The organism is Halorientalis marina, assembly GCF_023028345.1.
Classification (GTDB): domain Archaea; phylum Halobacteriota; class Halobacteria; order Halobacteriales; family Haloarculaceae; genus Halorientalis; species Halorientalis marina.
In genome coordinates this window covers 215,541-233,538 of sequence record NZ_CP095488.1, presented here as the reverse complement: position 1 = coordinate 233,538, position 17,998 = coordinate 215,541, and the positions used below count along the sequence as shown (strand labels likewise).

Below are 17,998 nucleotides of genomic sequence, written 5' to 3'. Positions count from 1 at the left end.
TGGGGTATAGCCGGCATATGTGCGTACATGGCTGACCGATGTCGCTGGGATGTCTCGCTGGACGGCGAGGCAACCGTGACCGTCACCCAGGTCGCGGACGACATCGACGACGGGCAGTGCGGCTATCGCCTCACCCTTGAGTCGGCAGAGTCGACGGCAGATCTGGCCGTCACCAGTACGACCGATGCGGTCGTAGCGACGCCCGAGCAGGACGAGTCTGCCCCGGCGGTGGTCGTCACGCTTCCCGAAGACCACGGTCTTGCCAGGGTGTCCGTTCGACATGACTCCCACGAACAGCGCCTCTTTCTCCCTGGCTCGACACTCAGGCACCAGTGTCTCGCGGTAATCGACGGCGACGTAGATGCTGTTCGGGCGCTCCTCTCGACGTTCGACGACCCAATCCAGGTTCCTGCGATGTGCGGCGCGTTTCTCGACCTTCGTGAAATCGGGGCGTTGATCGAGACACTCGCTTGTGTCAACCGATACACCGCTGGTCGACTGCATTCCTACCGGTACCCGCTGGTCCGCAGTGCGATTGTCTCTCCAGTCGGATTGTCAGTCTCCACCGCCGACGAACTCAAGACACTGGTTGAGGCAATCGACAGCGCAGAGGGCGTGGGGTCTGTGATGCTGCTGGACAGTATTGCTGAGGTGATGGCTACGGTCTCATCGGCGCCGGCACTGACAGATCGGTTGCTGGATGACCTGGGATTCGACCGTGCGTCGATCGAGCGCCGCGACACTGGCCTGCTGCTCACCTGTTCCCTCGCACAGCTGGTCACAACAAAGGGGATCGGAGCGACGCAAGACTTCGTGCTTGAGCGCCAGTGGTGGATGGACGGCGACTACGAAGGGCGGAAAACGCGCGCCGAGAATCTGGCATACTCGGAGCGCGACGAGGCCTGGCGAAAACTCCTCTGCATGGGGGCTCGTCAATCTCGGGACGAGTTCGCATACGTCCTCGCGAATGCGCTGTACTGGTCGGGTGAGATTAGCCGAACCGATTCACGGCTCGGCGAGTTACTGTTCGATGCTGCTGCCACGGTTGCAGTTGGTATCGGCCTCGAGTATCTCGAGGGGCGTGCGCGATACGAACTGGCAGTCTCGAAAGGTCACCGGCTCCGCGGTCAGAACTGCTACGAACTCTCGACACGGCAGTTCTCAGACGCGATCGAGATCGCATCGGAGCACGAATTCCTTCCGGGCTGGGAGCCAGTGTACGCACGGGCAAATGCCCACTCAGCAGCCCTCGACACCGCTGGGGAGCACGAGGCCGCTGTCACCGTGCTTGAGGACGCCGTCGCGGAGATGTTCGAGTACGATATCCCCGAAGAGAAACTCAACCACATCATCCACCACCTCGAAGGCCAGAAACTCGAGACACAGGCCAAGATAGCAGATTTCGCGGACGAAAGCGAGACACCGATCAAGATGCATCGAAGTGCTACGATCCAACCGACGAAGGACACTACTACGGCTACGGTTGTACAATCATCTCGACCAGGCAAAAAACCCGATTGCAGCTGAGTTCACCAAGAGTAAGCATGCGCCAGAGGAGACGGTACTGCGCGTCACAAGTGATGCGCTCGCCGTCACCACGCCGGTCTGGATAGTCGGTGACAGCGCCGACGATACGGTCGACTGGCACGACCACCTGTTGGCCGCAGAAGTCGTGCCAGTCGCTCCGTACAACGCACAAAACACCGACGATCCACCCAGTACCGAGTACCGGGTCGAAGACCGCATCACCGAACACAGCGAAGACTTTTGACTGAAGCAATTGACGCTGGACGAGACGTACAACCGCCGGACTGGCGTCGAACGAACCAACGAGTCATTGAAGGACTGCGGCCTCGGGTAAACGCACGCCCGAAGCCGCGTCCATGCACGGGCACAGGTGTACAGTGGTGTCGGACTGGCGCCGAGTTCGAGCCTGATAGCAGGGTGCCCCGACGCCGATATTTTTATTACCGTGTTATTGAATGGTATTGGTGTGGATTAGTGGGCGGCCAACGGCCAGGTTGGATTCTCCGCCCCCGTCTCAAGCGACGAGATACATTACTGCTCCGAACACCATACTCGCGAGTGTTGCAGCATAGAGGACTGTCCCGAGAATCGTCTGCCACCGATTCCAGTGAATCGTTGTCACCGGTCCCCTCGTTTCACGAACCGATTCGTCATCGTCTTCGTTCTCATCTTCTCCTTTCATAGTTGATACTCTCCATAGCCCGGTCGCGCCCCGTAGTTGTGTTGTGGATCAGTGGGCGGCCGAACTACGTTGAGGGAGTTAGAGACGGGTCAAAAAACGATTTTTGTGTATTAGTTACCAATTTGTTCACTTCGTCTTTTCGCGCCGGTAGACAGCGCTCTCATGGTTGGTAATCTATCCGCCAGCGTATCGCAGACCACCTTTGTGAGGTCGGCATCGCAAGGAGGGTGTGGCTGATCCCGCTGCTTGCGATCCTGTCGCGCCGCCGGCCTACTCGCGACAGTCGTCGCACCGGGCATTGTCAGGAATCGTCGGTTCGCCACACTCGAAACAGGTCTTGACGTAGGTGCCGGCATGTTCTCACTCGTTGATACCGTGCTCAGATATCGTCGCGCTACTCCCCGGCGAATTAGCATAGGATAGCAATTCGTCCATTCGCATCTCTTAGGATCAAGCACATGCAAGAATTCCGGTAGCTCAATTGAATACGGAGAGGGGGTGTCGGCAATTATTCACTGGACGGTAGCTGAGAAACCGGCAAGACTCGAATTGAAGACACGGGGTTCCGAAATACCGGTTTAATTACACACGGCTTCCGAAGCGACGAGAAATCAAGTAACATAGATCGGTAGCGGCTGGAAAGATCCGCAGACCGTGGGAAGACTTTTGTTTTCTTCCCACAGATGTATCAGTATGACCGTCGAAGCCGACGACCGAGGCCGATTATACCTGGCGTCAGAACTCCGTGATCGCTACGGCGAGCGGTTCCATATCGTCGAATACCAGAACCGGATTGAGCTTATCCCCGTCGACGAGAACCCCTTCGAGGGGCTCCGCGACGCTGTCGGCGACGCATTTGAGGACGAGAGTGTCGACGAACTCCGTGAGCGAGCCCGCGCGAAGGCGACGGAGGAGGCGCGCGCTGATGTACGTCGAGACTGATTTTCTCCTGGCGCTCGCGAAAGAGAGTGACTGGTTGCAGGAAAACGCTGAGGAGGCACTCACGGAACACGAGGTGGTTACGTCGATCGTGGCCTACACCGAGTTCCTTCTCCTGGCCGAGGAGTACGATATTGATCGGGTTCGCGCCGTCGCCAACCTCCTCGACATGGTTCCCGTGGTCCCCGAGGACCACCAACAGGCAGTGTTGAAAGCGGCCACATATCAAGACGAACACGGCATGACCACGTTCGACGCGATACACGCCGCCATTGCCGAAACGATGGGCGAGCGAATCCTCGGTACAGAACAGGATTATGACGACCTGGAAATCGACCGGGTGCCGCTCGAACCCGACGACGTGTGACGGTGTCTCATTCCGTTCGTCCTCCGTCACAATTCGATGCCGGTCACACCATCAGAAGATACCAGACCCCGCTAAAGACATAGAGAATACGCGAGGATTGCAAGGATGGACCGCCGATGAGCCAGAACGGCGCCATCACCGTCGCTCTACTCTTGTTCCAGACTTTCTGGATCATGCTTCGATAATATGATCGTAGATCTGTTCGGTCGGCTGAATACTTCGGTGCCGGAACCGATTCCGGACATCGTAGAGCGTGTTCCCGTCTTCGTTGTTCGTCATCCGGCAAGCGACGCCGTGCCGAAGGGCGTGTGTTCCCTCATTTTTGAACTTAGCTTCGCAGCCGTGAGGCCCCTCAATACTGATTTCGCAAGTATCTCTAGCTCAGGCGTGACTTGATTTATTCCATTAGTCGAAGAATACGACACGTCGAACACGTGCAACCGCTGTACCTGCGAGGGCGTCCGTGAGACGCAGGGGCGCTTCGAGTGTCCCGAGTGTGGGCTGGACGACAACGCAGACAAGAACGGTGCGCTGAATATTGGCAAACGAGCCTTGGGCAAGTTCTCGAAACCGCTGTCCGAGGCGGGGGCTGTACTGGCACAGTCCGAAACGCAGGTCATCGTCCACCGTGACGACGAACCTGCGAACCTCTCCGTGTCCGTGGGCTCAACCCCCAGTGGGGGAACCCTGTGTCTTCCCGTATGTCGTCATAGACGAGTGGCTGAAGCCGAGAGCGCGACGTAATCACGTAGCCGTTGTCGTCGCCCTTCTATCCCCGGTCGGCAAACCGCTGTGCGGCGTCCCGAAACGTGTTCATGGTGCGCTTCATGTCGTCGCGGCGCTCGTCGGGGACGGAGAGTTTGACGACAGCGGTACGCTGAATCTCCATCTACATGCCGCGTGTGGCACTTGCTATATATATAATTGGGAGTTGGCCGGGCCAGTGAGTGTTGGTTGCCTTTCAGAGCTTACGCGATTCCCGCCCGTCCCCAGAACGCTTCGCGTTCTGGTGTGCGAACGAGACGCGGAGCGTCTCGTCAACGACGTGAACGGCGGGACTCCCTCGCTGAAGGAAGGTGGGTGTGTTTTATTTTCCTCCTCGGTAAAAAATATCTCATGGACAGTAAGGGGGTCCTCCCGGAGTCGGTGCGCTCGCGGTACGCGGTGAAGCTCCTGACTGTCTCACTGGTGATCACGATGGTCATAATTGCTGGGGGGATCGTGATCGCGACGCAGGTCTCCGACCGGGTGACGGCGGAGCAGTTGGAGTCCGTCGAGGCCAACGCGGAACTCGAAGCCGAGAGCCTCGCCAGATGGTTCGAGGGTGAACAGGAGTCGGTCCGGTTGCTGTCCTCGCATCAAGGCATCGACCCGTCGAACCGGACGCGAACGGAAAACACCCTCGCCAACGAGCTGAACCGAACCTCTCCGGAACTCGTCAGCCTCCACGTCGTCGCCCGCCCGGAAGAGCAGCCGTCGAACGGGACGACGGAGCTGGTCGTCGCCAGCACCGATCCGCTGGCGGGCGAACCGCTGGCTGCGACGGGGATCGACTGGGGACAGACCGTCAGCGGCGAGGAGGTGGCCTTCCAGTTCGATAGCACGACGGATACACTCGTCTCGTGGGTGTATCTGGACAACGGTAGCATGTCGGTCGCGATCGCCTCGCCGACGCGTGATGGCGACCACGTGCTCATCGGCGAGTACCATCCGAGCACCCGGGTCGCAGCGGCGGCCGATGCGATCAACGGCACCAGCACCGTCGTTCTCGGCGGTGTGAGTGGGTACGTGATGTTCGAGAAGGAGAGCCCGAACGAGTTTCGTCCGTACAAGGGGGAAGCGACCGTCACCGAGGTCGAGTCACGGATCGAGGACCGGCCCAATCAGTTCGCGCCTCTCAGCGGTGCCGAACTGGACGAGACCGAGGTAAGAGGGTACCACAGCGTCCCGAGCGACGGCGTCAACTGGGTCGTCGTCAAAGAGGTGCCCAAATCGAGTGCACTCGCCGTAACCGAGCAGGTGCGAACCGATCTCGCGGGGCTGATCGGGCTCACGGTCGTCGGCTTCCTGTTGATCAGTGGGATAATCCACTTCGGCCCGATCAGTTCGATCGGGCGGCTATCGAACCAGGCGGAGGCGATCGCAGAGGGTGACCTGGCGGTGGACATCCCCGACGAGAACCGGGTCGACGAGGTCGGGCAACTGAGAACGAGTCTGTTCAGGACGAAAGCGTACATCGAGACGATCACCGAACAGGCGAAGAAGATCGCCCAGCGAGAGTTCGACGACGAGGCGCTCGACGAAGAAATCCCGGGACCCGTCGGTGAGGCGATGGTGGACATGCGTGACGATCTGGAGCGGTTTATCGAGGAGCGCGAACAGCGCGAACAACGGCTCGAAGTGTTCAATCGGCTGCTCAGACACAACCTCCGGAACCGACTCGACGTGATCAGGAGCCACACGGAGCAACTGGCCGAGCGCACGAACGGTAACCACGCCGAGTCCGTGCTGACAGCAACGGATCGACTGGCGGCGATCGGGACTCGCGCCCGGCGAATCGACCATCTGATGGCTCGCGACCCCGAGCCAACGGCGGTCGATCTCACGTCGGTCGTTCCAGAACTGCTCTCACAGTTCGAGACGGGTGAAGTCACCGTCGACACGGAGTTCCCGTCGACAGCGACGGTCCAGACCGATGCCGAGATACTGCGGACGACGCTGGTGAGTCCGCTGGAGAACGCGATCACCTACGCGGAGTCGAACGTCACCGTTTCGATAACGTCGACAGCCGATGGGCACAGGATCGATATCAGCGACGACGGCCCCGGGATTCCATCGACCGAACTCGAGTCGCTAGCAGCAGGAACCGAAACCGACCTCCAGCACGGACGCGGATTGGGGCTCTGGCAACTCAAGTGGGGAGTCAATGCACTCGACGATACGCTTTCTTTCGAGGTCGACGACGGAACGACGGTCAGAATAACGTTCACCGATATCGCCGCGCAGGGGTAACATCCTCTCCGCCGTTCACCACGAAACGGGATCACTATTCGGACAGGTCGTCGACGAGGTCGCCCCGCGGAACTCTGTCTCGACGGTGTTCGTCGACGGGCGCCACGGTGCCGTCCGGGACGTTCTCGAGGAACGCATTGGACCCGGTTCCGACCCCGTTATCGACGCGGGATCGTTTCGGTGGGCCCCGCGGTCGAACGTGCCCTCCTGCAGGAACGCGGCTAATACTCGCGCAGCCGTACCCCGGTATGCTGGCTCCCGTCTCAGAGCCACTCCACGACCTGTTCGAGAAGCGGACCACCACCTACGTCACGGCGATGTTGCCCAGCGACCAGCCCCACGCCGTCCCGGTGTGAATCGATGACGACGCCGCCGACGAGCGCCTTCGAACCGATTTCCGGGTCCGCATCGAGTGTGACCGTGCCCCGCTGGATGCCGGCGAGGCACCCCCCATCTTCCGGCTGGAACACGCTACTGTACACCCGACGCTCCTCGATCACGGCCCATACGTCGGCACGGACGTCGACAACGTCGAGCCCCGTCTCCGGGTCTGGGGGATCGACCTGCCTGCGAGCTACACCCACGGTGCGACCGAGGACGGCTGGCAGGTGTACCGCGGCCGAGCACGTCTCCCCTGACCCGGGACGCGGGACATATTGACGAATCGCGATGAAATCACTGGGGCGAGCCTAACGGCGTGCCGACGTGTATTACTCGCAGTCCAGTGATTCGGCGATATCGATCGTCTCTGACTTCGATAGGTCACCGTAGACGGTGTAGGTGGTGTCGCCACAGGTCACCATCAGTGACGAGGTGGTGTTCCCGCCGAACTCGAACTCCGTGTAGTAGGCGGAGTGACCGTTCACCACAACCGTCTCGAACGAATCTCGCTCGTCCTCGTCGAACTCCATCGCGCCACTGGCGGAGACCCTGATTGTATCGCCATCGTCCGACTCGTACCGGAGACTGACACTGTGGTGGTCCGAGCTGTTGAATACAGTGGCCTCCGTGAAGCTATAGGCGTCGGGCACGTCCGGGTCGGGAACCGTGTGATCGGTGCCGTCCTCGACCGCCGTCAGGGAGTCGTACGTCTCCATGTTCGACGCGTAATCCGGCTTCTCGGCGTCATCGGGAACGTCGATCTCGAACCGCGAATCCGGAATCGCCTCGTTCACCGTGACGTTTCGGAACTCGCCGGTTATCTCGTAGTCGAAGTTCTCACTGTCGCTGACGCTGTGGAATTTCTCGGGGAAGTACGTCTCCGTATCGATCCAGAGGGTGGTCTCAACCGAGTCAGGGCCGGCCATCGCGCTCTCGTTCGGGGTCACACTCAACCGATAGGTCTGCTCGCCGTCGAGGCGCTCGGTCGTCTCGTAGGTCAGTTCGGTGTTGTTGAGAATTCCGTTGACCATTGTTCGGGAGCCGACACTGCCGGTGTTATCGAATGTACTGACGGTGTTTTCGTCGGCGTTGTATATTACCGTCTTACTCTCGTTGCGGACAGTGACTGTCTCCGTCCCGTTGGATTCCCTTTCTATTCGAATTCGGTTGTTCTCGTAGTCCGCCCACAGTCGTTGTTCGGTGGTCCTCGACTGGTCGTCGTTGAGTTGCATATCGGTTTCCACCGTCATGACGACGGTCTCGATCGAGGCGAACCGGTCGCGGAACGTCTCGACAACTGCATCGCCATCGGGGGCCGACGAGTCGTTGCCGTCGGCGGAGGACTGTGTCGTTTGTACAGACTGTTCTGGAGTCGGTTGCTGGCTCGCTACGGCTGCTCCAGTAACGACACTGGAACACACCAACAGCGAGCCGAACGTGACTGCTAGGAGGGCAGCACGCAGGTTGTCTGGGACCATTGCACACTCATCTCTGGCTCCTACCAACATAAACCGGGAACCGGCTGTTCCGACTCGGACAATCGGACAAAAGTATAAACCGGCCGATTCGTCTGCTGTTTAGGTGTTCGGTGTCCGTTTCAGAGCCTGAAACGGTCTGTTGCTGTACAAGTTCCTGGCGACCCCGCGTCGGAGTGTGATAGCGAGACCGACCGTGGATCGGGGTTCTTCCGCCCGCGCGAGCGTGAGTGCACACACGTGAGCACGGTGCCAGCAACGGTGGCGGTGGTGACGGGAGCAGTAGCAGTCACGGCGCTGGGGTACCCGCTTCGCGTCGCAGTCCGTTCGGACAGGCCGAGCGCGCGTCCGTTCGCCGCAGTGCTCGCTGCGTCGACGCTCTGGGCGGTTTGTATCCTCGTGCCGGCACTCCCGGGGCTGTCGGCTCTGGTCACGACCGCGTGGGTGTGGGAAGTCGGCAGAGACGCGGGATCGTTCGCAATCCCGGTCGCGTGGCTAGTGTACGTCCGGAGTTACGCCGGGCGAGCGGAGTGGCGCACGCCGGGCGTGACCGCACTCGCACTGCTCGCGTCGCTCACCGTCGTCGCCACGAACGCGCCGATCTCACAGGAGAATCCCGCTTCGATCGTCGCAGGTCTCCTCACGATAGCCACACTCCTGGCCGCAGTCGCGGCGTTCTGTTACGGAGCGTGGGTGCTGTACAGACTCACGGGCACCCACGACCGGGTCAGCCCCTGGCAGGTCGTCACGGTGGTAGCCGTCGTAGTCACTCCATACCTGCTCCGGTTTGCCGTTGGAATGTGGGCACTCGCCAGGTTTGCGTTCAACGAGGTCCCAGTCGAGCGAAGCACCGAGAGGACTGCCTGAACCCGGTCGGCCCGGATTACAATTGCAGGAGCATTCTCGTGTGATTCGCGGTCGACAATGGCGTCATCAGGGAGGGCTGTGACCGCCTCGTCAGGGAGCCGGTCGGTGGTCGGGGGCTTCTGCTCTTGCATCGTCCACGAGAGACAGTTCTCGGCACACGACAGTAGGCAAACTGCCTCACCAGTGGTGGGATATAAGTACGTAGCAGCGGTTTCACGATCGTCCTCCGTCGAAAACCGCCTTGGTTCGGAATTCCCGCGGAAAACCGTCAAAGTTCGTGAGGAGACACTCCCTGGCAGTACACCGTCCGGAGAGTGCCTGTGTCTTTCATTGGAGATTTAATACAACGCGCCCTACGCTATCATATGCGGTACCTCACGGTGCTGGTCAAACCGGGCGGAGGGAGTGCATTCCATCCGCTCGGACAGAAGTTGACGGAAGAGTCCGCTATCGAGCGGCGGGCCATTCACCACGTGGAGCTTCTTGGAGACGAGACGGTACTGCTGTTTGCCGAGGCAAGCGGCGATCAGGAACGGTACAGGCAAATCATGGAGGGCTCCCCGCACGTTCTCAACTATCTCACTGCCGGGGAGGACCGCTGGATGGCTGTGAGCCAATTCGAACCGACCGAGGAACTGCGGCATGCCCTGGAACTTCAGCGAGAATCACTTCTGGTCGTCGATACGCCGATCCACTTTACGTCCGACGATAATCTCAAAGTCACGTACCTGGGAACCGATGAGACGTTCAGGCGGCAATCCGAATTCGTCGACGAACGGGAGAACACCACGTTCGAGATCATCGACATGGGTGACTTTGAGGCCGATACGTCGTCGTTCGGCAGGATGATCACGGCTCGGCAGGAAGAAGTACTCGAGGCGGCAGTCGAACTGGAATACTATAGCGAGCCTCGCCAGGGGTCACTCGAGGACGTCGCCGAAGTCGTCGGAATCTCTCCGGGAACGGTCGGCGAACACCTTCGAAAAGTCGAAGAGCGGGTCTTCACCGAACTCGTGCGCTGAGCGACAACATACATACCCAAATCGAGGGTGTCAGAGATCGATCCACAGGTGTCGTGTACGCCGAAAATTCGGTGAGTGGACCGTCAGACCGAGAAACGGATGGCCAGCATCCGCGCGAACGAAGTGAACGCGGTTCACCGACTGCGAGGCGAAGCCGACCAGTCGGCGTTTTTCGCCCACGTTTTTGCTACGAGTGGTTGCGGCTTCGCCGCAACCCGAGCTGGAAGAACGTGGTCTATCGACCAGGTGAAGAGTATGTGAATCCATGGGGCCTAGCTTCAGCGACTGAAGCCAGCCACGTGGTGGCTTTTTCTTACCGCTCTTACGTTCGTCTATGGCAACGACGACTGCCATGCCCGTCGGCCCCGACGCATCGCTCGACGACAGCAAAGCCCTTCGCGAGTCCGTCGCGTTCTTCGCGCTGACGCTCGGTGTCTCCTGGGCGATGTGGCTCCCGCTGGCGTTCCAAGACACACTCGGCCTCGCGATTCCTGCCGGACTCGGCACGCTCCCGATTGTAGTCGGCGGCTTCGGCCCAGCCATTGCGGCTGTCATCATGACGTGGCGCGGTGACGGCACCGTGCGTGCCCTCCTGAAGAGCGTCCTCGACTGGCGACAGCATCCAAAGTGGTATTTCGTCGCACTCTTTCTCACGCCCGCGATGATCCCGGTCGGGTCGGCACTGTATGCGGCCAGCGGCGGCGTGCTGGACCTTTCGGTGCTCGTCCAGCGACTCCCGATGTATCCGGTCCAGTTCGTCTTCGTCCTGTTTCTCGGCGGGGGACAGGAGGAACTCGGCTGGCGTGGATTCGCTCTCCCGCGGTTGCAGGCGGCCTACGGTGGGACCGGGGCGAGCCTGGTCATCGGCGTCGTCTGGGCTGTCTGGCACCTGCCGGTTTTTGCCATCCAGGCCTCTTCGCAGTACGGCCAGTCGTTCCTGCCCTACGCCGTCGGCGTTCTCGGGTTCAGCGTCCTGCTGACGTGGCTGTTCAACGGCACCGGCGGCAGTGTCCTGCTCGCAATGTTGTTCCACGCCAGCATCAACGCCTCTAGTACACTGTACCCGATTCCTGTCGACGTCATCCAGTCCAGCGGCTTTCCCGACATCGTGATGCTGGGTATGGCCCTCGCAACCTGGCTGGTCGCGCTGGTTCTTCTCTCCCGCGACGGGCGCTCGCTCGATCCGCGCCGGGGTCCCGGAACGACTTCGACCGCACCATAGCAGGCCTCTCCAAGTGACTGTGCCTGTTTCAGCACCGTATCGTGCAGGAAACATACACTCAATTTTCGACGGCGAGCACGCTCTGACTCACTGATCGCGCTCGTCCGTTCACGCTTCGAATGCCAACTTGCGACGGCCTGGTCTGGATGCTCACACGATCAGTGTTCGGTCGCCCGTCCGTGGGTATCGCGGAGCGGTCGACAGTGTCAGTCCCGCCGTGGCACCCACAGTCCATAGAGAATCAGTCCGAGGCCTGCGAGTTCGAAGAACTGGTTGACGCTGTTGACGATCGGACTGGGCACGCCCAGCACCAGAAACAGGACAACTGCTACAGCGCCCGGAACGAACAACACCAGAACGAACCCGACCGCGATGAACAACATCGGGCGGCTCCGATTCTGTCGGTATGCCGTGTAGGCGATGTAGCTAATCGCCAGCCCGAAGAGAATGATGATGGCCTCGCTGGCCTGGCGAACTGTTCGGAGCGTTTCGAGATCGATCGACTGGAGCGGTCCATCGAGCATATCAGGTACCCTCTACGAACTGTGTGAAGCGGTCGGCCATCCGTTCACGACGCGAGACTGTGATTTCGAAGCCGTCCTCGCTGAGGTCGAGTTCGATGCCGTCGAGTTCCGTCCGATAGAGCTTGTAATTCTTCCCGTCGGTGACTGGTTGGATGTCTTCGGTAACGAGATCGTACTCGCGGAGTCGTTCGAGACGTCGGTAGACCGTCGGTTCCGAGACTCCGGCGCAGTCGCTGAGCTCTGCCGCCGAGCGGGGCTCTTTTTTCGCCTCGATGAGGATCGTGCGCGCACACTCGTCACCGAGCAGGTCTGCGAGCGCTTCCGGATCTCGCACGTCGGACACGCTATCTGGTTCATCTCCTGTCGTGTCAATATGTGTTGTGCCGTCCCAGTGTCTCTGGCTGGCTTCAGCCAGTGAAGCTATCAGGAAATTCGAAGGGCGTGTGTTTAGCGAAATGGCCCCCTGAAGTTCGCTAACGACGTGATCTCGCAAAAACACGCGGACAATACTCCAACTGAGTTCGTCCAGAATCTCGTTAGCCACACGGCTCGATTTGTTCCAAGGTATCCTAGCCGACGCGATTCTGATCGAGCGGTGTATAAAGCAACCTCATGAGTGTGGCAGTCACCACATCCAGCAGCGGGTCGAATTTCGATCCATGTCAGTCACGAAGACACCAACGGACACAGATGCGTCGTTACGAGCCGATCTCGGTGTAGAGTCCACCTATCGCGATATTAATGACGTGCAGCTACATGTCGTGGCCGCTGGGGAGTCAGACGCGCCATTGGTCGTCCTCCTGCACGGGCATCCCGATTTCTGGTATGGCTGGCGTGACCAAATCCGTCCGCTCGTCGAAGCGGGCTTCCGTGTGGTTGTCCCGGACCAACGGGGTTGTAATCTGAGTCAGGCTCCCGATGGAATCGATGCCTATCGCCAATCAGAATTAGCAGCCGACGTCTGCGACTTGATCCGCGGGGAGGGTCGGGAATCAGCCCACGTAGTTGGGCACGATTTCGGCGGGTTCGTCGCCTGGAACGTCGCGCTCCGTCATCCGTCTGTCGTCGATCGACTCGGGATCTTCAACGTCCCGCATCCGACAGTGTATCGAGATACCCTACGGTCGAGCCTCGAACAGATCGCTCGGAGCTGGTACGTCTGGTTTTATCAGGTACCGAAGCTTCCCGAATGGCTGTTGCGTCGGAACGACATGGACAATATGGTCGATTCGCTCGAAATAACGTCGAATCCCGGCACGTTCGACGCCGAAACGATTGCCCGCTACAAGGCGGCCTGGCGGCACACCGGCATCGAACCGAGGATAAACTGGTACCGTGGGTTCCGTCGTTCGGAAAACCCCTCACGCAACACCGTTACCCAGCCGACGCTGATTTGCTGGGGCGAAGATGACATCGCACTCGTCCCTTCGATGGCTGAAAAGAGTATTGACCACTGTGAAAACGGAGAGTTACGGATGTTTCCTGGCGCGTCACATTGGGTCCATCACGAGTGCGAAGAAGTGACTGAAGCGGTACTCCGTCATCTCTCGTCCAGTGCTTGTTAACTGAGTGGACTGAAGTAACGGATTGCAGATCTGCTGACTCTGAAACAGTGTCTGGTATAATAACCGACCTTGCTGTGAAGGTCAGGGAGAGATGCGTTCCCGCCCTCGCCCACCCTCCAGGAGAGCAGTCCATGACAAACTTCAGACAGTGGTATCACGGGTCTCGAATTGGTTCCGAGACCTCGTCCCGACGACTTGTGGTGAAGCAGCTGGCACCGTAGCCTTCGTAACGGTCGTTACGACCGTGGGTCTAACGGGCTATCTCCAAGGGATGATGACTATCGCGGTGGCGACACCAGCCATCATCGGTGTCGGCACCGTCGTCGTGCTGCAAGCCGTCGTTGCCTGCTTGACCGTGACTGGGTTGTTCGGACTGTCAGTGCTGACGCTGTTCGGCCAGGTCGGGCTGACCAGTACCGCTTGGTTCCCGACAAACGGACCAACGGTCACGGCGGTCGTTCCAGTGTATCGTGACGCCGCCGTCCTCCACCGGAGTGTCGAGAGTTTGCTCGACAGCCAATACGAGAACCTCCGGATCCTCGTCGTCGCTGAACCGGACGACGAACCATCGATCGAACGCGCTCGACAGTACGCCGACCAGCACGAGCGCGTCAGTCTGCTAGTGAACACGCGGAACCCCGGAAGCAAAGCCGGCGCGATCAACTACGCTGCCGAAGAAACCGACACCGCATATCTGGCGGTCTTCGACGCCGACGAACGCGTCGATTCGGAGTTCGTGTCCGCCGCAGTTGGGAACCTCGACGACTGTGACGTCGTCCAGGGGCGAACGGTCCCGGAACCGGATGGGCTCGTCGAGACGATGGCGTATTACGAGTCCGTCGTGCTCGGCGATCTCAGTCAGCGCCTCCTCATGCTTGCGACCGATTTCACGATGGCTGCCAGCCGCACCGTCGTCATGCGCCGGGAGGCTTTCGAATCGGTCGGTGGGTACGATCCGGCGAAACTCACCGAGGACTACGACTTCGCGTTCGAGTGTTACGAGGCGGACCTGGATGTCGTCGAGGACATCTCCCACACCTCGACCATCGAGGGGGCGCACACCCTGATGGACTGGTGGGGCCAGCGCAAGCGGTGGATGACCGGCTACGCTCAGGTCCTCCACAGTCTCGTTCTGGATTGTCGCACGCCGCGGACCTATCGATCCGTCCTCTCACCGCTGATCTGTGCCGGATCGGTGCTGGGGAACCTCTTCATGCTCTCGCTAGTCTCGAAGGCGGTTGTCCTCGTTCTCAACGGCGTCACGTCGTGGCTGGTCCTGCCAGTCCTGACGCTGTTCGCCTCGGCACTGGCGATGCGTATCTACGACGCACGGGCAGGCAGGCTGGATACGATCGGGACCGGTTGGCTCCTCACGCCCATACTCCTCCCGTTGTACAGTCTCGTCGGTATCAAAGCGGTCGTCGAATACGTCTTCACCTGGGATGGCGGCTGGTACACCGTCAGCAAGGGTGTCTGAGTGGTCGATCGACGGAACTCGATCCGCTCCGTGGAGCGTCGATTGCGAGTCGCTCGTCGCTCTCTCGCCCGCCGTCACAGCGGAAACGCGCGAAAGCCAACTGCTTCAGCCGTTGGCAACTGACTGTCCGTGCTCCGGGTGAACGAGCCGTATCCGACGGCAGGGTCACTGCCGTTTCACCCTAGCAAAACACCACGTGGAACCGTGTTTGGCGTTCGAGAAAAGAGTGTCCGGGTATGTGGTCGTACCCGGAAGCGACGCCCTCGTCGGCGATGCTTGCGACCTGAAAGTTCAGTAGTCGAATTGCCCGATTGCCGGGACAGATCGGCAGAGAAGATGGGCCTGGACGACACGGGGATTGTGCCGAGATCCGTGTCAGTTCTGGCCGACGTGCTCCTCGTACGGTTGTACGACGACGTACCCGCCACTGCCGTCGAAGTTCATCTGCACCCGTTCGCCCGATTCCTGTCCGACCATGTCGGAGAGGTTCTTGTTGACGTCCACGTCCGGCGTCGTCCCGCTCCAGGCGACTGTCGCGCTCGGATCGGTTCTGACGGGCGGTTCGAGGACGATCGGGTCACCGTGGGTCGTGATGGCGACGTAGCCGGGCCCTTCGAGATAGACGTTCGTGAACCCGCCGGCGAACATACCGGCGAGACTGTCCATCGAGGTGATCTCGTAGGACACGCGTGACTCGAACGCCAGCACGTCCTCACCGTTGACAGTGATCGATTCGTTTGTGTCGAGTTCGAGCAGCTGGACTTTCTTTTCACTGTCGGCGAGGTACGCGTGGCCGTCGCCTTCGACGACCATTACGGGCGTCCCCTCGCCCGTGGCTGCTTCCTTGATGAAGCCGGTGATACCTCCTTCTGCGGACCCTTTGCCGGTGAACGAGAGGTCGCCGGTGAAGGCGATCATCGAGCCTGCCTTTGCCAGGATAGATCCGTCGACGGCGACATCGAGCGTGTATTTGTTCTCTAGTTGGAACGGTGCATCGGAATCCGTCGGAATTTCGTCTGTGGTGAACTGAGTTGCGGTCATGGGTTGGAGAGCTTCGAGCGGTCGACTGCATCCCAGTCGAGGAGGCGAGTTGGTATAAACACGGAATCACTGTTTCTGACCCAGCAGCATTGAACAACACTTAACGTCCGCCCAGGCCGATGCTGTCATATAACTGTTATTTGTGGCCCAACACGTCCCGTACCGGAAGTGCCAATTGAGAGGTGTTCTGGTCGTATTCACTCGGCCGGGGGAACTGAGTGGTGATTGTTGTGCTCAGCCGTCTCGTCGGGCTGTGTCCGTTACAGGGGGCTACGTGCGGAGTGCCAGCGATGACGGAAGAACACGGATTCGGGATTCCGATCGACGCTCACCCGGATCCAGTCGTTGCATACGTGGTGGAAAGCGACGCGGCGCGAATCACGGCAACTAACGACGCGTTCGAGGCGACGTTCGACGGGTTCTCGGCCAACACCCGGATCGGAGAGGGTTTCGTAGCCTTCAGCGCCGTCCGTCCGAGTGGCGACGCCGATCCCGAAACCCACCTCGTCCGTGGGGACGCCGCCAGCATCTATCTCGACGGACTCGGCGGATCGGGCCCGTTCCTCGCACGAATCGTCCCCTCCGGTGACGACACGGGCCATCTGGTCTTCGCCGATCTCGATAGCTACCCGGACGCCGCCGAGACTGCTGGGGTCGGGCAGGTTGCCAGCGTGATCAGCCACGACCTGCGGAATCCGCTCGACGTCGCCAAGGCGCACCTCCGTGCGGCACGGGAGACGGGAGACGCTGAGCATTTCGATGCGGTCGCCGATGCGCACGATCGGATGGAGCAGATTATACGAGATGTCCTCACGCTTGCACGTGGAAACGAGATGCTGAACGTTTCCGATGGGGTTTCCATCCGGACTGCCGCGGAGGACGCCTGGGAGTCCGTCGACACGGGAGGAGCGACGCTCAACGTGGTCGGGACGCTTCCGACGACATCGGCCGATCCTGGTCGCCTTCGGCGACTGTTCGAGAACCTCTTCCGGAACGCCGTGGAGCACGGCTCCAAGAGCTTCCAGAACGCGTCGCGTTCTGGTGACGCTGTCGAACACGGTTCGACAGGCGATCGGCCGACGTCCTCTCCTCGCTGACGTTCGCACCGGAGAGCCGGGAGATCAGAACCGGCCTCGCACTCGAGAGTGACGACGTGGACGAGATGTCACAGGATCAGGTCGAAAGCGAGTTCGCGATGTCGGGGAAGCGGAGTTCGATCACTATCGATGGGATCCGTCTGTCAGTGAGGACCGCGCTCACGGACGACAGCGTCGATATCGACTTCGTTCAATCAACGGAGCCAACCCCTAAACCCACGGCCCAGATCGGTCGCGACCTTCCCGAAGAGGGAGCTGATGCAGTCCCTGACGACGCGTTCGAGTTTTCCTACAGAGAAGATCAGGGCGTCGTCCGCGTCAATTTCGTCAAGGCCGTGGACGCCGACGAGGTAACTGTGCGAGCGGTGGAAGCAGACAGCGAGGCGTCGACGACGACACCGGGAGTCGTTTCGTCTCTCACCGTCCACGTCGCTTCGAGCGGTGGCGAAGTCGCCGTCACCGCCACCGTCGATGGTGTTTCTGGCGAGGTTGCCCGTGAAGAGGTTCCGTAACTGCGATCATCGATAAAACTCTTCGAAGGCCGAATACGCTCCGCCGAGGACGAACAGGACACCGAACCCGATCACGAGAAACGGTTTGTTGCTGCTCTCGTGCTCGAGGAATGCATTACCGAGGGAACGTTTCTTTCGGTATCGTGGTTAGTTACGCTTGCGAGATCCTCGTGGTAGTGGCATCGATCCCATCTGGTTCAGTAACAAACAATTTTTGTGAGCCGGGGGTTGAATTATTAACCTATCGTGAATCCACGAGCCAGCAGAAAACGAGAGGTGCGGATTTCG

16 protein-coding genes and 3 pseudogenes are annotated in these 17,998 nt (G+C 60.0%); 12 read left to right on the top strand and 7 right to left on the bottom strand.

Going from position 1 to position 17,998, the window contains the following annotated elements; genetic code table 11:
• Positions 1 to 1,424: 1,424 nt before the first annotated feature.
• Positions 1,425 to 1,858 (top strand): annotated as a pseudogene (locus MUG96_RS20075) (transposase); the annotation flags it as partial.
• A gap of 183 nt (positions 1,859 to 2,041) precedes the next feature.
• Here MUG96_RS20075 and MUG96_RS20070 read toward each other — a convergent pair.
• Positions 2,042 to 2,209 carry a hypothetical protein gene (locus MUG96_RS20070; protein ID WP_246988817.1) on the bottom strand — a complete coding sequence of 56 codons (168 nt, stop codon included), beginning with the start codon at positions 2,207 to 2,209 and terminating at the stop codon, positions 2,042 to 2,044.
• Between the two features lie 693 nt (positions 2,210 to 2,902).
• Between MUG96_RS20070 and MUG96_RS20065 the strand changes: the two genes are divergently transcribed.
• Positions 2,903 to 3,151, top strand: coding sequence for an AbrB/MazE/SpoVT family DNA-binding domain-containing protein (locus tag MUG96_RS20065; protein ID WP_246988815.1), 249 nt, complete (start codon positions 2,903 to 2,905; stop codon positions 3,149 to 3,151).
• Positions 3,135 to 3,515, top strand: a complete 381-nt coding sequence (locus MUG96_RS20060; protein WP_246988813.1) for a type II toxin-antitoxin system VapC family toxin — start codon at positions 3,135 to 3,137, stop codon at positions 3,513 to 3,515. The genes MUG96_RS20065 and MUG96_RS20060 overlap by 17 nt, the downstream gene beginning before the upstream one ends.
• 171 nt (positions 3,516 to 3,686) lie before the next feature.
• Here the strand turns inward: MUG96_RS20060 and MUG96_RS20055 are convergent.
• Positions 3,687 to 3,824 (bottom strand): annotated as a pseudogene (locus MUG96_RS20055) (tyrosine-type recombinase/integrase); the annotation flags it as partial.
• Between the two features lie 90 nt (positions 3,825 to 3,914).
• Between MUG96_RS20055 and MUG96_RS20050 the strand changes: the two are divergent.
• Positions 3,915 to 4,259, top strand: a pseudogene (locus tag MUG96_RS20050) (zinc ribbon domain-containing protein); the annotation flags it as partial.
• 372 nt (positions 4,260 to 4,631) lie between these two features.
• Positions 4,632 to 6,527, top strand: coding sequence for a HAMP domain-containing sensor histidine kinase (locus MUG96_RS20045; protein WP_246988811.1), 1,896 nt, complete (start codon positions 4,632 to 4,634; stop codon positions 6,525 to 6,527).
• Between the two features lie 263 nt (positions 6,528 to 6,790).
• Here MUG96_RS20045 and MUG96_RS20040 read toward each other — a convergent pair whose 3' ends face one another.
• Positions 6,791 to 7,027 carry a hypothetical protein gene (locus tag MUG96_RS20040; protein ID WP_246988809.1) on the bottom strand — a complete coding sequence of 79 codons (237 nt, stop codon included), beginning with the start codon at positions 7,025 to 7,027 and terminating at the stop codon, positions 6,791 to 6,793.
• A 210-nt stretch (positions 7,028 to 7,237) separates the two neighbouring features.
• On the bottom strand, positions 7,238 to 8,386 hold the full coding sequence (locus tag MUG96_RS20035) for a DUF4367 domain-containing protein (RefSeq protein WP_246988807.1): 1,149 nt from the start codon (positions 8,384 to 8,386) through the stop codon (positions 7,238 to 7,240).
• A gap of 237 nt (positions 8,387 to 8,623) precedes the next feature.
• Here MUG96_RS20035 and MUG96_RS20030 point away from each other — a divergent pair, with 237 nt between their 5' ends.
• The 3 genes from MUG96_RS20030 to MUG96_RS20020 all read left to right on the top strand — a co-directional run bounded on the left by MUG96_RS20030 (position 8,624) and on the right by MUG96_RS20020 (position 11,494).
• Positions 8,624 to 9,250 carry a histidine kinase N-terminal 7TM domain-containing protein gene (locus MUG96_RS20030; RefSeq protein WP_246988805.1) on the top strand — a complete coding sequence of 209 codons (627 nt, stop codon included), beginning with the start codon at positions 8,624 to 8,626 and terminating at the stop codon, positions 9,248 to 9,250.
• Between the two features lie 365 nt (positions 9,251 to 9,615).
• Positions 9,616 to 10,272 carry a helix-turn-helix domain-containing protein gene (locus MUG96_RS20025; protein WP_246988804.1) on the top strand — a complete coding sequence of 219 codons (657 nt, stop codon included), beginning with the start codon at positions 9,616 to 9,618 and terminating at the stop codon, positions 10,270 to 10,272.
• 334 nt (positions 10,273 to 10,606) lie between these two features.
• A complete protein-coding gene (locus MUG96_RS20020; protein ID WP_246988801.1) occupies positions 10,607 to 11,494 on the top strand; it encodes a CPBP family intramembrane glutamic endopeptidase in 888 nt (295 codons plus the stop codon).
• Positions 11,495 to 11,700: 206 nt separating this feature from the next.
• Here the strand turns inward: MUG96_RS20020 and MUG96_RS20015 are convergent, their stop codons facing one another.
• Positions 11,701 to 12,018, bottom strand: coding sequence for a DUF7521 family protein (locus tag MUG96_RS20015; RefSeq protein ID WP_246988799.1), 318 nt, complete (start codon positions 12,016 to 12,018; stop codon positions 11,701 to 11,703).
• 1 nt (position 12,019) lies between these two features.
• Positions 12,020 to 12,361: an ArsR/SmtB family transcription factor gene (locus tag MUG96_RS20010; protein ID WP_246988797.1), complete on the bottom strand. Its 342-nt coding sequence runs from the start codon at positions 12,359 to 12,361 to the stop codon at positions 12,020 to 12,022.
• Between the two features lie 316 nt (positions 12,362 to 12,677).
• Here MUG96_RS20010 and MUG96_RS20005 point away from each other — a divergent pair, with 316 nt between their 5' ends.
• Together MUG96_RS20005 and MUG96_RS20000 are read left to right on the top strand one after the other, a co-directional pair.
• Positions 12,678 to 13,583, top strand: a complete 906-nt coding sequence (locus tag MUG96_RS20005; RefSeq protein ID WP_246988795.1) for an alpha/beta fold hydrolase — start codon at positions 12,678 to 12,680, stop codon at positions 13,581 to 13,583.
• Between the two features lie 274 nt (positions 13,584 to 13,857).
• Complete coding sequence (locus tag MUG96_RS20000) at positions 13,858 to 15,060, top strand: glycosyltransferase family 2 protein (RefSeq protein ID WP_246988793.1); 1,203 nt, start codon at positions 13,858 to 13,860, stop codon at positions 15,058 to 15,060.
• Positions 15,061 to 15,435: 375 nt separating this feature from the next.
• On the opposite strand, the gene MUG96_RS19995 is transcribed toward MUG96_RS20000, so the two are convergent.
• Entirely contained in the window at positions 15,436 to 16,101 is a 666-nt protein-coding gene (locus MUG96_RS19995) for an AIM24 family protein (RefSeq protein WP_246988791.1), read from the bottom strand.
• Positions 16,102 to 16,391: 290 nt separating this feature from the next.
• Between MUG96_RS19995 and MUG96_RS19990 the strand changes: the two genes are divergently transcribed.
• Together MUG96_RS19990 and MUG96_RS19985 are read left to right on the top strand one after the other, a co-directional pair.
• Positions 16,392 to 17,198: a sensor histidine kinase gene (locus MUG96_RS19990; RefSeq protein ID WP_246988789.1), complete on the top strand. Its 807-nt coding sequence runs from the start codon at positions 16,392 to 16,394 to the stop codon at positions 17,196 to 17,198.
• Between the two features lie 56 nt (positions 17,199 to 17,254).
• A complete protein-coding gene (locus MUG96_RS19985) occupies positions 17,255 to 17,710 on the top strand; it encodes a hypothetical protein (RefSeq protein ID WP_246988787.1) in 456 nt (151 codons plus the stop codon).
• Positions 17,711 to 17,998: the final 288 nt, after the last annotated feature.

What these genes read in the sequence shown, in the direction of transcription:
- MUG96_RS20015 (WP_246988799.1), bottom strand. Translation starts at nt 12,018, where the DNA reads ATGCTCGATGGACCGCTCCAGTCGATCGATCTCGAAACGCTCCGAACA.
- MUG96_RS20025 (WP_246988804.1), top strand. Translation starts at nt 9,616, where the DNA reads ATGCGGTACCTCACGGTGCTGGTCAAACCGGGCGGAGGGAGTGCATTC.
- MUG96_RS20045 (WP_246988811.1), top strand. Translation starts at nt 4,632, where the DNA reads ATGGACAGTAAGGGGGTCCTCCCGGAGTCGGTGCGCTCGCGGTACGCG.
- MUG96_RS20020 (WP_246988801.1), top strand. Translation starts at nt 10,607, where the DNA reads ATGGCAACGACGACTGCCATGCCCGTCGGCCCCGACGCATCGCTCGAC.
- MUG96_RS19995 (WP_246988791.1), bottom strand. Translation starts at nt 16,101, where the DNA reads ATGACCGCAACTCAGTTCACCACAGACGAAATTCCGACGGATTCCGAT.
- MUG96_RS20000 (WP_246988793.1), top strand. Translation starts at nt 13,858, where the DNA reads ATGACTATCGCGGTGGCGACACCAGCCATCATCGGTGTCGGCACCGTC.
- MUG96_RS20060 (WP_246988813.1), top strand. Translation starts at nt 3,135, where the DNA reads ATGTACGTCGAGACTGATTTTCTCCTGGCGCTCGCGAAAGAGAGTGAC.
- MUG96_RS20005 (WP_246988795.1), top strand. Translation starts at nt 12,678, where the DNA reads ATGTCAGTCACGAAGACACCAACGGACACAGATGCGTCGTTACGAGCC.
- MUG96_RS19990 (WP_246988789.1), top strand. Translation starts at nt 16,392, where the DNA reads ATGACGGAAGAACACGGATTCGGGATTCCGATCGACGCTCACCCGGAT.
- MUG96_RS20035 (WP_246988807.1), bottom strand. Translation starts at nt 8,386, where the DNA reads ATGGTCCCAGACAACCTGCGTGCTGCCCTCCTAGCAGTCACGTTCGGC.
- MUG96_RS20070 (WP_246988817.1), bottom strand. Translation starts at nt 2,209, where the DNA reads ATGAAAGGAGAAGATGAGAACGAAGACGATGACGAATCGGTTCGTGAA.
- MUG96_RS20065 (WP_246988815.1), top strand. Translation starts at nt 2,903, where the DNA reads ATGACCGTCGAAGCCGACGACCGAGGCCGATTATACCTGGCGTCAGAA.